This is a genomic window from Pantoea sp. GABEPS69 (assembly GCF_045780835.1).
GTDB lineage: Bacteria > Pseudomonadota > Gammaproteobacteria > Enterobacterales > Enterobacteriaceae > Pantoea > Pantoea septica.
In genome coordinates, this window is sequence record NZ_CP118618.1 from 1,589,669 (window position 1) to 1,603,307 (window position 13,639).

Genomic DNA, 13,639 nt, shown 5'->3' on the forward strand with positions numbered 1-13,639 from the left:
GAAAACGCAAAATGAAAGTGCTAGAGTTCTGATATGCTCGCGGCAGTAGTCGTTGAGCACTCTGTTCCATCACTATCTTGTGGATTCCAAAGAGCCTCGCGACCTCATCAGTCGGCGGGGCTTTTTTACGTCTGCTTCTGTAGTGATTTGGTAATCACTCTTGCCTTCCAAGCAAGCAATACGGGTTCGATTCCCGACAGAAGCTCCAGTGTTTTCGTCATGGTGCGCGATTATTTTTATCATCTAAAAATAAATGCAAACGATGATCTGATGTTGGCAGCGGCCTAAGAAACCAAACGCCACGGGGTCTTCCGACTCCCCGCCACCGAATTCGGCGCACTGGCCCGGTGTGATTAATAATGGGCACACAACAGGTAAGCTGCCTGACGAGGGATTGTTTAGCGATGAACTCGTGTTGTGAAACAGGCGGCTTTCCGTTGTGATGATTGCGCAGGCTGATGCGCGGAAAGAAATGCCCCATTGGTACACGAGGCGAGATCACCAGACGGGTAAAGCCGCTTGCCGCCGGGACCGATAAGCCGGAGATCAGCACCGGCCACCACACATTAAGTCGCCATTACCCGGCCGCAGGCAATAGTTAGGACCTGCATGCTGGCTTAATGACGCAACCTCAAAACCATGCACTTTTGAGATTGCATGAGATAAGACACATCCTGCTGACGACAGGAAAAAAAATCCCGCGTACCGAAGGGGAAGCAACAGTAAGCGGGGAAAGATTCAAGTTTCACTCTGTCAACTTTATCGAATTGACGGGTAAAAGGTAGTAGCGATGAATTTTGCTGTTGAGCAAAAGATGCTAACCCATTCAATTCAATGAATTCATAAAGGCTCGCTTCGGCGGGCCTTTTCTGTTTTCGCTCCTGCCAAAAACTGCACACTTCGGTTTAGCGACCTGTGGCAGAGGGCGATTTTTATCCATAAAAAAATCCGCGCTCAGGCGGATTCTTCAACGTTGGCTACGCAACGGCAGGGCGGTGCTTTTTTCTCTCGACAAGATTAAAGCTAACCGGGCTTGCTCAGTTCAGAAAGTAGACAATTCCTAATTGAGCCAGCTCCCTCACCGAGGGGGTCACATGAGTATCGATATGAGCAAACTGGCTTCAGGCGCAGCGTATGGCGCGTCAGCCGGGACGATTGCTAACGGTCTTCTGACCCGGCTTAGTCCCGATGAGTGGAGCGCTGTAGGCGTCCTGGCCGGTATTCTGGTCGCCCTGCTAACGCTCGGCATCAACTGGTATTACAAACGCAAAGCCACACTGGCGCAGATTAAAGCGCTTCAGCGCTGGCCCACCGCACCCAGCCTCACCGAGGAATAACCCATGGCAATGTCAAATTCACTGCGGAATAAGCTGATCGCTGCCGCAGGTGGCGGAGCCATGCTTATCGCTACGGTATTCCTTGGCGGTAAGGACGGTGTAGAGGGGCGGGTGTACGAGCCCTACAAAGATGTTGCCGGAGTCTTAACGGTCTGTGATGGCCACACCGGCACCGACATCATCAAAGGCAAGAAGTACACCGACCGCGAATGTGATCGTCTGCTGTGGAATGACCTGCAGCCGGTAAAGAAGACGGTTGATAGCCTGGTCAAAGTGCCGCTGAATGAATATCAGCGCGCAGCGCTCTACAGCTTCACCTACAACGTAGGCTCCGGTGCGTTTTCTAAATCGACGCTGCTGAAGAAACTCAACGCAGGCGATCAGGATGGAGCTTGCGAGGAGCTGCGTCGCTGGGTGTATGCGGGCGGCATGAAGTTCCGCGGCCTGATGAACCGGCGCGACATGGAGCGCTCAATGTGCCTGGCGGACGGTCCAAATGACATTTAGCTGGCGAACGCTGATTATCGGCCTGCTGTTGGTGGCATTGATAGCAGTTTGTCGGGTGGCTTATTTCTACTACGGCAAATACGCTGCCGCCGACAGCCTGGCCACCGAACGTCAACAGACCATAGATGACATGCAGGTACGCCAGCGTGACGTGGCCGCGCTCGATGCGAAATACACGAAGGAGTTAGCCGATGCTCAGGCGACTATCGATCAGCTGCATGATGACGTTGCTTCTGGCAAGCGTCGGCTGCAGCTCCATGCCACCTGCACGAAACAATCCACCTCCGGCGCCGCCGGCATGGATGATGCAGCCAGCCCCGGACTTACTGACTCCGCTGAACGGGATTATTTCACCCTCAGAAGTCGAATCGAGCTCGCCGGAAAGCAAATAGCCGGCCTGCAGCAGTACATCAGAGAGCAGTGCATGAATTAGGTAAAAAATTTCGGCGCAGCCATTGAAAATCAGAGCAAAAAGCGGAACTATCCTATTTCGGAAGGTCGCAAATATGAAACAGGTGATTTGGTATGAACGCAAATGAAGCAAAAGTAAGAATAGCAGAGCTTGCTGCATCTCTAACTAAGCTCGAAATGGAAAAAAGACCTGCACATTTCATGAACTCGAGTGACGTTGACGCTGCATTTGTGAAGCATTACGACACAATATTCAACAAGGTTGCTGCGAGTTGATATAAAGCATCTTCAAGACCGCCTCCGGGCGGTTTTTTATTAGATGTAGATTGGCGACCACGAGTAGTGCTGGCCGCCATGGTTGTTAACCTCGCGCCTCACGACCATCTTCATCTTCATGAACGCGGTAACGCCAATACTTATCAGGCTTCACCCAAACTACACCTGCACCACTGTCTTTGCGGAATTGGTTTATAACAGGGTTAGATAATGCGAGATTTCCATCTGCATTTTCTTTGAGCAATTGTTCGTTATCCACTCTAATTAGGTAGTCAACAACATCTTGCTGATAAAGGCATCCATCCTGATGTAGTGCTTTCATCATCCAGTTACAAACATCCAAAACAGACAGCCTGATCGCGTTTGGGTTTACGGCTTTGGGTTTGTAGCGGTCAGTGATTCTTCGGGAAAGCTACCACTATCAAGCTTTTTGCCAGCAAACCACTGACATCTGTAATTTCCATTAAACGGGTAATTACCATGATCAAAATCCGTAAGTTGCTCAGAAACGGACATTGAAGGTCCGCCAGTAACTAAATAAACAATATCCCCCACATTGAATTTCGGTGGTGTAGTTGGTAAAGGCTTTTTAGCCATAAATTATACTCCCATTAAGGTATTAAAATGGCACTCACCGACAAACAAGAGATGTTCTGTCGCGAGTACCTCATCGATTTGAACGCCACGCAAGCGGCCATTCGGGCGGGGTACAGCGAAAAGACCTCGAACGAGCAGGGCGCCCGACTGTTAGCAAATGTTAGCGTCCAGAACAGAATCTCCGAACTTAAAGCACAGCGCAATGATCGCATCGATGTTGACGCCGATTATGTGCTGAAGCGTTTGTTTGAGATTGACCAGATGGACGTCCTCGACATCCTCTTAGCCAATGGTGAGCTAAAGCCCATCAAAGACTGGCCCAAAGTCTGGCGCACAACGCTGTCTGGCATGGACGTCACCGAGATGGCAGGCGACGCTGCCGGGCTGCTGAAAAAGATTAAATGGCCTGACAAGGTCAAGAACCTCGAACTGCTTGGCAAGCACGTCACTGTCCAGGCATTCAAAGACAACGTTAAAAACGAACTGGTTGGCCCCAACGGATTACCGCTGGCTGCGCCTACGTTCGTTGTTAGCTTCGGAGCGGATGATGACGACAGCGGAGAAGAAACTTAGCTTCGCGCCCAAATTCAAACCTCTCTTTAAGCCCATTCGCTACAAGGTATTCCACGGCGGTCGTGGCGGCGCTAAATCATGGGGTATTGCCCGCGCGCTGGTTATCATGGCCGCCTCCAAAAAGCTCCGCGTTCTCTGTACCCGTGAGGTGCAGAACTCGATCAAGGATTCAGTGCACAAGCTGCTGAAAGACCAGATTGAGATGCTCGGCCTTAACCCGTGGTTCCGCATCACTAACGAGACGATTACCAGCGCCTGTGGCAGCGAATTCCTGTTTAAAGGGCTGCGCTTCGATCCGCTGGGTATCAAGTCGACTGAGGGCGTGGATATCTGCTGGGTGGAAGAGGCGCAGTCTGTCTCTGCCGATTCGTGGGACATCCTGGTGCCGACCATCCGTAAAGAGGGGTCGGAAATCTGGGTATCGTTCAACCCCGGCGAAGAGAAAGACCCGACCTATCAGCGTTTCGTGGTTAATCCGCCTGACGACAGCATCACGGTTGAGGTGAACTACTACGACAACCCGTATCTGCCCGAGACGCTCCGCAAAGAGATGGAGTATTGCAAGCGGGTCGATTATGAGGCGTACGAACACGTCTGGCTGGGTAAGCCTAAGTCGATATCTGAGGCGGTTATCTTCAAGCAGCGCTACCGCGTGGAAGCGTTTCCGGATGACCTCTGGCAGAAGGCAGATAGGCTGTTCTTCGGTGCTGACTTCGGTTTTGCCAATGACCCGAGCACGCTGATCCGCATGTTCATGCTAGGCACAAAGCTCTACATCGAATATGAGGCCTATGGCGTCGGCGTAGAACTCGACGAAATGGCGCAGTTTTACGATTCAGTCCCCGAGGCGCGCCGCTGGCCGATTAAAGCCGACAGCGCGCGACCGGAGACAATCAGTCACATTGGCCGGCAGGGCTTCAGCATTGATGCCGCGGCGAAGTGGAAAGGCAGCGTGGAGGATGGCATCACCTACCTGAAAGGGTTTGAGGAGATCATCATCCATGAGCGCTGCAAGCATACCGCCGACGAGTTCCGGCTCTACTCCTACAAAGTCGACAAGAAGACCAACGAGATTCTCCCGGTCATTGTCGACGCACATAACCACTGCATAGACGCCATACGCTACGGGCTGGACGGTTACATCACCAGCTCCGACAGCCTTGGCACTTGGGCGCAACTTGGCAGAGGCTGAACATGTCCGAAACACAAAACGTGTCGCAGCCTGTACCGACGCGTGACAGCTATGAAAACTTTGTCGCCCGCATGGGTGTCAACGAATCGAACCAGTCCGGCGCTGGCACCTACCGCAATAACTGGACGTCGCGCAACAGGCTGCTGATTGAGCAGGCTTACCGGTCTTCCTGGCTGGTGGGAGCAGGCGTCGATGCCATCCCCGATGACATGACCCGCAAGGGCGTGACAATCACCTCAAAGCTCGATGACGGGGTGAAAAAGCAGCTCGACAACGCATGGGACGAGCTGGGCATCTGGGAGCACCTCAACGACACGCTGAAGTGGGCCAACCTCTACGGCGGCGCTGTTGGCGTCATCCTGATCGACGGCCAGAACTATTCAACGCCGCTGCGCATTGAGACCATCGCCAAGGGTGCTTTCAAGGGCATCATGGTTATGGATCGGTGGATGCTCAACGCAACTACAGAGCGTCGCGTGACCGAGCTGGGGCCAGACTTTGGTATGCCGGAGTTCTACCGCGTCGTGACGTCAGCTACTGGTATCCCGCCGTGGCGAATTCACCACTCCAGACTAATCCGCTTCGACGGTGTACCGCTGCCTTACCAGCAACGCCTGACGGAAAACGACTGGGGCATGTCGATCATCGAGCGGTGCTTCGACCGCCTGCTGGCTTTCGACAGCACCACAACAGGCGTGGCGCAGCTGGTGTATAAGGCGCATCTGCGCACGTACAGCATCAAGGGGCTTCGCTCCCTGCTGGCTATGGGCAAAGACAATCCAGCCTTCAAGGGGCTGATGTCGCATATGGACATGATCCGCCAGTACCAGAGTAACGAAGGCATGACGATTATGGACGCCGAAGATAATTTTGAGGCGCACACATATTCGTATGCCGGGCTTAGCGATGTGCTGGCGCAGTTCGGGCAGCAGGTGGCAGGCGCGTTCGGTATACCACTGGTTCGCCTGTTCGGTCAGTCCCCGGCTGGCTTCTCTACTGGTGACACTGACCTCGCCAACTATTACGACAACGTGTCCACCAAGCAGGAGCGCAAGCTGCGTCGCCCGATCCGCAAGCTGTTCGAAGTGCTGCACATGAGCCTGTTTGCCAGGCCGCTGCCGGATGATTTCACGTTCGAGTTCAACGAGCTGTGGCAGACGCCGGACAGTGAGCGCGCAGATACGGCTAACAAGGTCGTCGACGCCACGGTGAAAGCTGTCGATGCAGGCCTGATGACCGAAAAAGCCGGCGCGCAGCACCTACAGGAAACGGCCCGCGTAACCGGTCTGGGCGGCACCATCAGCGACGAGGATATTGATAATGCCAGTGACATCCCGGCGCCAACGGAGGCCGACCTCGATAACGTCGAAACCACCGAACCTGAAGCGCGCCGAGACGCAGCTGCGAACACAGCTACGACAGATAGCGCGCGCGGTGGGAGCGATAGTCGAGGGTTCATACGATGGTTCAAACGATAGCGTAACTGACATCCTCGACAGGCTGGAGCGATACGCCGATCTGATTGAGCCATGGGCTGAGTCCGTATCCAGTCGTTTGATAGGCACGCTGGAAGTCGCAGATGATGCAATGTGGCGTGACAGGTCACAGCGTATCTCTGCCGGGCTGCGTGACCTGATGAACTCCGGCACCGGCGCGGTAACCCGCAGCATCATCGACGAGCAGGTGAAACTGTTCAAATCGCTCCCGCTGCAGGCTGCCGATCGCGTTTACGACATCCACAATCAGGCGATTGATGCCGTGGTGTCAGGCAAGCGCTCCAGCACGCTGAAGCAGGAAATCATGCGCACCGGCGAAGTGACTGAGGCGCGGGCGCGCACCATTGCTCGTACTGAGGTTAGCCGGGCATCAACTGCAATCACCCAGGCGCGATCAACGGCTATCGGATCACGTGGCTATATCTGGCGTACAGCTGACGACAGCGACGTGCGCCACTCCCACAGGCAGATGGAAGGTCAGTACGTCGACTGGTCAAAGCCGCCCACGCTGGATGGCATGACCGGCCACGCTGGCCAGTTTCCCAACTGCCGCTGCTACTGCGAAGTTGTCGTCCCCGAGGATTAATCATGAAAGAAATCACTGTGAACCATATCGCTGATGGTGATGTGGCTAAAACCGTAGTTAACGCTCGCGGAATGACGGCCACTCTGTTTAGTGTGGGTGATATCAAAAAACTAACGGTTAGTGGCAGGGGTAACGTTCGCCAGCTTAAGGCTATAACCAGAGCGCTTGCTAAGGTCTGACCATGCAATATTTCTTCACTACCCGCCTCGGAAACACTCGCTTTGAGATGGCCGATGGCTCGCTGCTGTGCAAAGACGTGCCGATCGCACGCACCGGCGCGCAGGTCTACGACGAAAGCGAACTCGAAGGGCTAATCGGCGATGAGGATGGCGAGATTGTCGTCACTCGCGACGCTGACGAAGTGTTCAGGCCCGAAACGCTCGCCTCCTTCGAAGGCATGGCCTTCACGCTGGGTCACCCGAAAGACATGGTTAATCCGGGCAACTGGAAAGACTACGCCCACGGGCATATCCAGAATGTCCGCCGCGGCACCGGCGACCAGTCCGATCTGATGCTGGGCGACATTCACATCAAAACCGCCGAAGCCATCCAGCAAGTAATGAACGGCCTCGAGCAGATTTCTATGGGCTACGACGCCGACTACGAGCAGAAAGGACCGGGTCAGGCGCGACAGCACTCAATTATCGGTAACCACTGTGCGGGCGTTCCTAACGGTCGTGCGGGTATTCGTTGTTCAATTGGAGATAGCTCATTCATGACTACCAAAAATCAGGGCTGGTTTAGCCAGCTGAAGCGGGCGATTAAAACCAAGGATGCCGATAGCCTGGCTGATCTGGTTGATAACGCGCCATCAGAACTGGTCGAGCCAAGCCTTGATTTGGCGCGGGCAGTAAACATCACTATCAACCCCGCGCAGCCGCTGCCGCCAAATAAAGAGCTTGGCGGCCTGACCACTGATGAAGATGGTGAAGGCGGCGCGCAGACTAACAGCGAGCTTGAAGCGAAAGTAGACGCGCTGGCGCTTCTGGTTCAGCAGCTGATCAACCCGACATCTACGGCGACTGTCGACAGCGACGATCCGGAGGAGAAGGAAGAGAAAACCCGCGCAACTACCGATGCTGCTTATCATCAGGGCGTCGTGGCGCGCGCAGAGCTCATCCTGCCGGGCGTGAAGCTGCCGGAAGGCGGCAAGCTGGCAGCGTTCAAACGCTCCACCATGGACGCGGCATTCAAAACGCCGGAAGGTCAGGCGCTGCTGACTCCGCTGGTAGGCGCTTCGCCGGACTTCGCCAAAATGCCGAAGGCAACGCTGGACGCGGTATTCGTATCTGCCAGCGAAATCGCCAAAGCGCGTAACAGCGCGCCAGCTACTGCGCCGCGTGCATCGTTTTACGACTCATCCAACAAAAACTCTCCGGCTGCTCTGAACAAGGCATTCGCCGCCCACTGGAATAAATAAGGGAAAAACCCATGGTTGCATACCTGTACCGGATGCCAGTAGGCATCGCCGGGGCTATCTCACGCCCGCAAGACCTGACCACCGAGCCGGTTATCCTCAATGCCGCGAACACTTTTAGCCAGTACGGCCTGGCAGGTAAAGACAGCGCAGACGGCAAGTTTATCCCGCTGGCAGCATCTGACGCCGCGACGGTAATCACCGGCCTCTACGTCCGCCCGTACCCGACCACGTCAACGCCAGACATGGCGCGACAGGTTGGCGCAAACGCCAATTTCACCGGTGACGTGATGAAGCGCGGTTATATGACCGTGAACATCGGCAGCACCGCAGTCGGCCTGACCAAAGGCGCGCCGGTTTATGTGCGCAATGCCAACCCGACCGACGCCAGCCCGCTGGGCGCAATTCTGGGCGCGGCTGTCACTGACGAAACTGTCGTGCTGCCGAACGCCGTTTTCACTGGCGCAGGCGATGCCGCTGGCAACGCTGAAATCGCATATAACATCTAAGGGAAACGCTAAATATGTACACTTTTGACCAAGCCACTCTCGACGGCACTGGCGCTTTCCTGGTTGGCGAACTTGAGCGCCTCGACCAAGAACTGAATATGCCCCTGGTGGGGTATACGTGGTCGCGCGATATCCAGCTGCGCGAAGACGTGTCGATCGCTGATGACATCAGTTCTTTCACCAACTCCACCTTTGCCGCTGCCGGCACGCCGAACCCGAACGGCAAAAACTGGATCGGCAAAGACTCTACCGCCATCGCTGGCCCGAACGTCGATATCGCGAAAACTGGCTTCCCGCTGACCCTGTGGGGCATGGAGCTGGGCTGGACCGTCGTCGAGCTGGCCGCCGCTGCCAAAGTCGGTCGCCCGATCGACACGCAGAAGTTCGATGCGATGCAGCTGAAATGGAACATGGACACTGACGAGCAGGTTTATCGCGGTGACAGCCAGCTGGGCGTGAAAGGCCTCGTTAACTACAACGGTGCAGCAGTTACTAACGCTCCGAAGACGTGGGCAACCTCCACACCTGACGAAATCCGGGCGTCTATCAACCTGCTGCTCTCTAATGCCTGGGCGGCGTCAGGTTACACCATCGTCCCGCGTGACCTGCTGCTGCCGCCTGAGCAGTTCGCTCTGCTGTCCAGCATCATCGTTTCCTCAGCCGGTAACCAGTCACTGCTGACTTACCTGCGCGAAAACACGATCGCCTTCCATCAGAACGGCGTGCCGCTGAACATCCGCGCGGTGAAATGGCTGAAAGGCGCGGGAACCGGCGGCACTGACCGCATGATGGCTTACACCAACGACAAGAAGTTTGTGCGCTTCCCGATGGTTCCGCTGCTGAGCGTGCCGGTGCAGTATCGCGGCATTTACCAGCTGACCACCTACTACGGCAAGCTGGGCGCAGTTGAGTCTCCGTACCCGGAAACCATGGCGTATCTGGACGGCATCTAACCAATCCGGCCCCGCGAGGGGCCAACAGGAGCAGCAAATGGCTAAGAAGACGATTCGCGTCCATACCCCGTTTAACTTCACCTCTGAAGATGGCACCAGCCAGCGCTTTGAGGCTGGCGAGCATACCGTTGATGACAAAGTTGCCGAACACTGGTTTGTCACCGCGCACTCTGACGTTACCGGCAAGGCAAAATCCGGCGCCGACACAAAAGAGCTCCAGGCACAAATCGACAGCCTGACCGCGCAGCTGGAAGAGAAAACCAAAGCGCACGGCGATCTGCAGCAGTCGGTAGCGGAGAAGGACCAGACCATCGCCGACCTGACCGCGCAGCTGGCAACCCTGCAGGCGCCCGTAACTGAACCGGTAACGGAAGGTAATGCTGATGGCAAGAAACCGAAATCTGCCGACAGTAAGTGATTTTCGACGCGACTTCCCGCAGTTCAGTGACGACACCAAATATCCCGACGCAGTAATTGAGTTTCGCCTTAACCTCGCCGACATGCTGATTGACGGCTCCGCAATGGGGAACATGTTCCCTTATCTGGCAGAGCTGTTTGTCGCGCATTACATGGTGCTGAATGCCGCAGATACGGCGGCTGGCGCGCTGGGAGGTGCTGGTGGCGCAACGAGCGGTGTGGTTGCGTCCAAGTCGGTGGATAAAGTTAGCGTGAGCTACGACAACAGCGCGACGCTCAACGCCGATGCGGGCTTCTGGAACTTCTCCCGCTACGGCGCGGAGTTCTGGCAGCTGCTGATGCTCTTCGGGTATGGCGGTATTCAGCTATGAAATCAGGCCTGACCATTCGCGCTGACACGGCGCAAAGCATCCTGGACGCCCTTAAAACCCTCGCTAACAAGGATGTTCTGGTGGGCATCCCGGAATCGAAAGACGAGCGCGATGATGGTGATATCGGGAATGCGGCGATCGGCTACATCAATGAGAACGGGTCGCCGGCGCAGAACATCCCGCCACGGCCCCATCTCAAGCCCGGTGTGAAGTCGGTCGAGCAGGATTTCATGCCTCACCTGAAGGCGGCCGCGCAAAAGGCGCTGGAAGGTAATGCGGAAGGGGCGGTGACATCCCTCGACCGCGCCGGAACCGTGGCCGCTAGCGGGGTGAGGCGGTACATCGCCATAACCGGATTCACTCCTCTCTCTGATGTCACCATTGCTCAGCGGCGCAAGCGCGGTCGCACCGGTAACAAGCCGCTCATTGACACTGGCGAATACCGCCGCTCAATCACGCACGTTGTGAGGGATAAAGATGCCGACACTTGATGTAACTGACGTTCTGCTGTCGCCTGAATTCCTTGATACGACGCTCATGGTAAAGCGCAATGAGCAGACGGTCGATGATGATGGCTTTCCCAAAAACATCACCACTGAGACCCCTTTCGGTGGCGTGGTGACGGTTGACCGTTCACTGGAAGCCCGGCGCATGCAGGCCGGCCAGGTGATTAATGGCGCAATCCTGATTATCACCACCTACCGCCTGAGCAGCGGCAACACCGGCATTGATGCCGACATCGTGACTTATCGCGGCCGCGACTATCGCGTGACCTTTGTCGATCCGTACACGGCTTACGGCGCCGGTTTCGTCCAGGCGCACTGTGAGCTGCAGCCGTTTGATGGAGGCCCGCGTGAGTAACAGCAGCACATCAGCCGGATATCTGACGCCCGTCAGCGCGCCGCAGGCATATGACGAGACACTGGAACGTGAGCTCAGCCAGTGGGTGCGGGCATTATCGGGCCTGCCGGCTGGGATGGTTCGCCCGCGCTGGACAGCGACTCAGGCGGCAATACCTGCAGCGGACGTGGACTGGTGCGGTTTCGGCATTATCGGCTTCACTGCTGATGATGGCCCCGCATTCGTGCGGCAGACCGATGACAGTAATCAGCTGTGGCGGCATGAGGTGATAGAAACGCTCGCCTCGTTTTACGGCCCGCACAGCCAGTCTATCGCGACGCTGTTCCGTGACGGGCTGACCATCGAGCAAAACAACGAAACCCTCAAACAGAATGAGCTGTCACTCGCTGATTACAGTGAACTGACTGCTTTCCCTGAGCTTATCAACAATCAGTGGGTGCGCCGGTACGACATCACTGTGCGCCTGCGCCGCAAAATCATTCGCACGTACGGGGTCCGTTCCATCATCACTCCCAACGTCACCATTACTGGAGATTAATAAATGGCGGGATTATCCGTTAGTCGCATCTCAGATGTGACGGTTACCCTTTCGGCTAAAGCAGCCCAAGGGCGAAATTTTGGTTCGATGCTTATCCTTGGCGCATCGACAGTCATCCCGATCAAGGAGCGCCTGCGCATTTATGAAAGCGCTGATGATATTGGTGACGATTTCGGCATTAACAGCGAAGAATATAAAGCGGCGCTGATCTGGTTTTCCCAGTCGCCCCAGCCTTCGGAGGTGTATGTCGGTCGCTGGGTGGAATCATTAGCAACTGGCGAAACTGGTAACACAGAAACCTTGCCTGAGGCCGTTAATACGCTGCTGGGCTATAGCGCCTGGTACGGCCTGCACCTGGCGGTTGAAACTGACCCAACGCTCGCTGACGTAACCAGTATTGCAGCGGCTATCCAAGCGGCAACTGTTTCGCGTGTATTTGCTTATACCACGCAGGACGCTGCAGTAATGGATTCGTCCTCCACAACCGATATTGCAGCTGCCTTAAAAGCGGCAGGTTATGGTCGAACCTTCCTGCAATATTCCTCTGCCAGTCGTTATGCAGCGTTGTCAGCGTTTGGCCGGGCTTTCACGGTCGATTATACGGGAAGTAATACGACTATCACCCTCAAGTTTAAGTCAGAGCCTGGCGTAACGTATGAAACCCTGAGCGCCCCTCAGGCGAACGCTCTGGAGGCCAAAAATTGCAACGTCTATGTCCTCTATGACAATGACACAGCCATTCTTGAGCAGGGCGTGATGTCGAATGGTGACTTTTTCGATGAGCGTCATGGTCTCGATTGGCTGCAAAATGCGGTACAGACAGCCGATTACAACACCCTCTACACCAGTGACACGAAGATCCCCCAGACCGACTCAGGGACCACTATGCGCATTTCCAACATTGAGCTTGTTCTGCAGCAAGCAGTTGGAAACGGCCTCTTTGCTCCCGGCGTATGGTCAGGTGGACCGATAGGCCAGCTGGCTAAGGGTGACACGCTGACCAAGGGCTATTACATCTACGCTCCCAGCGTTGACAGTCAGCTTCAGGCAGATCGAGAAGCGCGTAAAGGCGTACCCATTCAGGTTGCCGGAAAACTGGCCGGAGCTGTGCACTATGGCTCCGTTGCAATCACTGTAGTGCGCTAAGGGGTAATCAATGTCTACTTATTCATTCATGGATGTCAGCGCCAGTCTGGCAGGCCCGTCCGGGATCATTGACCTTGGATACGGTTCAGCCAACTCGGAAGAGGGCATCACCGTCACGATGACGGAAGCTAAAAACACCATGACAACTGGTGCCGATGGCGAGGTGATGCACAGCCTGCACGCGGGTAAATCGGGAACTATCACCGTAAACCTGCTCAAGACCTCCCCGCAAAATAAAAAGCTCTCGCTGATGTATAACGCGCAGAGCCTGTCCTCGTCACTGTGGGGTAACAACGTGATCGTCATGCGCAATAAGGCGTCTGGTGACATCGTTACCGCGCGCGCAGTGGCATTCCAGCGCCAGCCCGACTGGAACAACCCGAAGGTGGCAGGGACAGTGGCGTGGGTATTTGACTGCGGCAAAATCGACGAAATGCTCGGAGAGTTCTAAT

General features: G+C 55.5%; 21 protein-coding genes and 1 tRNA gene. 20 read left to right on the top strand and 2 right to left on the bottom strand.

Annotated elements, in window-relative coordinates; translation table 11 throughout:
- Window positions 1-133: 133 nt before the first annotated feature.
- The 5 genes from PVE98_RS07705 to PVE98_RS07725 all read left to right on the top strand — a co-directional run bounded on the left by PVE98_RS07705 (window position 134) and on the right by PVE98_RS07725 (window position 2,531).
- Window positions 134-208 (top strand) — tRNA-Gly (locus PVE98_RS07705).
- 886 nt (window positions 209-1,094) lie between these two features.
- Window positions 1,095-1,337: a phage holin gene (locus PVE98_RS07710; RefSeq protein ID WP_407568561.1), complete on the top strand. Its 243-nt coding sequence runs from the start codon at window positions 1,095-1,097 to the stop codon at window positions 1,335-1,337.
- A 3-nt stretch (window positions 1,338-1,340) separates the two neighbouring features.
- Complete coding sequence (locus PVE98_RS07715) at window positions 1,341-1,844, top strand: lysozyme (protein WP_333620327.1); 504 nt, start codon at window positions 1,341-1,343, stop codon at window positions 1,842-1,844.
- Window positions 1,834-2,277, top strand: coding sequence for a lysis protein (locus tag PVE98_RS07720; RefSeq protein ID WP_333620328.1), 444 nt, complete (start codon window positions 1,834-1,836; stop codon window positions 2,275-2,277). Before PVE98_RS07715 ends, PVE98_RS07720 begins: the two co-directional genes overlap by 11 nt.
- A gap of 92 nt (window positions 2,278-2,369) precedes the next feature.
- Window positions 2,370-2,531 (top strand): hypothetical protein, encoded by a 162-nt coding sequence (locus tag PVE98_RS07725; protein WP_333620329.1) that lies wholly within the window; start codon window positions 2,370-2,372, stop codon window positions 2,529-2,531.
- A gap of 85 nt (window positions 2,532-2,616) precedes the next feature.
- Here the strand turns inward: PVE98_RS07725 and PVE98_RS07730 are convergent, their stop codons facing one another.
- On the bottom strand, window positions 2,617-2,853 hold the full coding sequence (locus tag PVE98_RS07730; protein WP_407568593.1) for a DUF6953 family protein: 237 nt from the start codon (window positions 2,851-2,853) through the stop codon (window positions 2,617-2,619).
- A 47-nt stretch (window positions 2,854-2,900) separates the two neighbouring features.
- Complete coding sequence (locus PVE98_RS07735) at window positions 2,901-3,128, bottom strand: YodC family protein (RefSeq protein ID WP_407568562.1); 228 nt, start codon at window positions 3,126-3,128, stop codon at window positions 2,901-2,903.
- Between the two features lie 27 nt (window positions 3,129-3,155).
- On the opposite strand from PVE98_RS07735, the gene PVE98_RS07740 reads away from it, so the two are divergent.
- The 15 genes from PVE98_RS07740 to PVE98_RS07810 all read left to right on the top strand — a co-directional run bounded on the left by PVE98_RS07740 (window position 3,156) and on the right by PVE98_RS07810 (window position 13,638).
- Complete coding sequence (locus PVE98_RS07740; protein WP_103796601.1) at window positions 3,156-3,701, top strand: terminase small subunit; 546 nt, start codon at window positions 3,156-3,158, stop codon at window positions 3,699-3,701.
- Complete coding sequence (locus PVE98_RS07745; protein ID WP_333620349.1) at window positions 3,676-4,893, top strand: PBSX family phage terminase large subunit; 1,218 nt, start codon at window positions 3,676-3,678, stop codon at window positions 4,891-4,893. The genes PVE98_RS07740 and PVE98_RS07745 overlap by 26 nt, the downstream gene beginning before the upstream one ends.
- A gap of 2 nt (window positions 4,894-4,895) precedes the next feature.
- Window positions 4,896-6,371: a DUF1073 domain-containing protein gene (locus PVE98_RS07750; protein WP_407568563.1), complete on the top strand. Its 1,476-nt coding sequence runs from the start codon at window positions 4,896-4,898 to the stop codon at window positions 6,369-6,371.
- Window positions 6,372-6,480: 109 nt separating this feature from the next.
- Window positions 6,481-6,975, top strand: a complete 495-nt coding sequence (locus PVE98_RS07755) for a phage minor head protein (protein ID WP_313621092.1) — start codon at window positions 6,481-6,483, stop codon at window positions 6,973-6,975.
- Between the two features lie 2 nt (window positions 6,976-6,977).
- A complete protein-coding gene (locus PVE98_RS07760) occupies window positions 6,978-7,154 on the top strand; it encodes a hypothetical protein (protein WP_313621090.1) in 177 nt (58 codons plus the stop codon).
- A gap of 2 nt (window positions 7,155-7,156) precedes the next feature.
- Entirely contained in the window at window positions 7,157-8,395 is a 1,239-nt protein-coding gene (locus PVE98_RS07765) for a DUF2213 domain-containing protein (protein ID WP_407568564.1), read from the top strand.
- An 11-nt stretch (window positions 8,396-8,406) separates the two neighbouring features.
- Window positions 8,407-8,901 (top strand): hypothetical protein, encoded by a 495-nt coding sequence (locus tag PVE98_RS07770; RefSeq protein WP_312062251.1) that lies wholly within the window; start codon window positions 8,407-8,409, stop codon window positions 8,899-8,901.
- A gap of 14 nt (window positions 8,902-8,915) precedes the next feature.
- Window positions 8,916-9,854, top strand: coding sequence for a DUF2184 domain-containing protein (locus tag PVE98_RS07775; RefSeq protein WP_103796595.1), 939 nt, complete (start codon window positions 8,916-8,918; stop codon window positions 9,852-9,854).
- Window positions 9,855-9,891: 37 nt separating this feature from the next.
- Complete coding sequence (locus PVE98_RS07780) at window positions 9,892-10,272, top strand: hypothetical protein (protein WP_199187340.1); 381 nt, start codon at window positions 9,892-9,894, stop codon at window positions 10,270-10,272.
- Window positions 10,238-10,642 (top strand): DUF4054 domain-containing protein, encoded by a 405-nt coding sequence (locus PVE98_RS07785; RefSeq protein WP_103796757.1) that lies wholly within the window; start codon window positions 10,238-10,240, stop codon window positions 10,640-10,642. The genes PVE98_RS07780 and PVE98_RS07785 overlap by 35 nt, the downstream gene beginning before the upstream one ends.
- Window positions 10,639-11,133: a hypothetical protein gene (locus tag PVE98_RS07790; RefSeq protein ID WP_313621083.1), complete on the top strand. Its 495-nt coding sequence runs from the start codon at window positions 10,639-10,641 to the stop codon at window positions 11,131-11,133. Before PVE98_RS07785 ends, PVE98_RS07790 begins: the two co-directional genes overlap by 4 nt.
- Window positions 11,120-11,503, top strand: coding sequence for a head-tail adaptor (locus PVE98_RS07795; protein ID WP_313621081.1), 384 nt, complete (start codon window positions 11,120-11,122; stop codon window positions 11,501-11,503). The genes PVE98_RS07790 and PVE98_RS07795 overlap by 14 nt, the downstream gene beginning before the upstream one ends.
- Window positions 11,484-12,041 (top strand): hypothetical protein, encoded by a 558-nt coding sequence (locus tag PVE98_RS07800; protein WP_313621079.1) that lies wholly within the window; start codon window positions 11,484-11,486, stop codon window positions 12,039-12,041. The genes PVE98_RS07795 and PVE98_RS07800 overlap by 20 nt, the downstream gene beginning before the upstream one ends.
- A 3-nt stretch (window positions 12,042-12,044) precedes the next feature.
- The gene (locus PVE98_RS07805) at window positions 12,045-13,187 is read left to right on the top strand and encodes a DUF3383 family protein (protein WP_407568565.1); all 1,143 of its coding nucleotides are present in this window, start codon (window positions 12,045-12,047) and stop codon (window positions 13,185-13,187) included.
- Window positions 13,188-13,197: 10 nt separating this feature from the next.
- Window positions 13,198-13,638: a DUF3277 family protein gene (locus PVE98_RS07810; RefSeq protein ID WP_313619541.1), complete on the top strand. Its 441-nt coding sequence runs from the start codon at window positions 13,198-13,200 to the stop codon at window positions 13,636-13,638.
- The last annotated feature ends 1 nt before the right edge of the window (window position 13,639 follow it).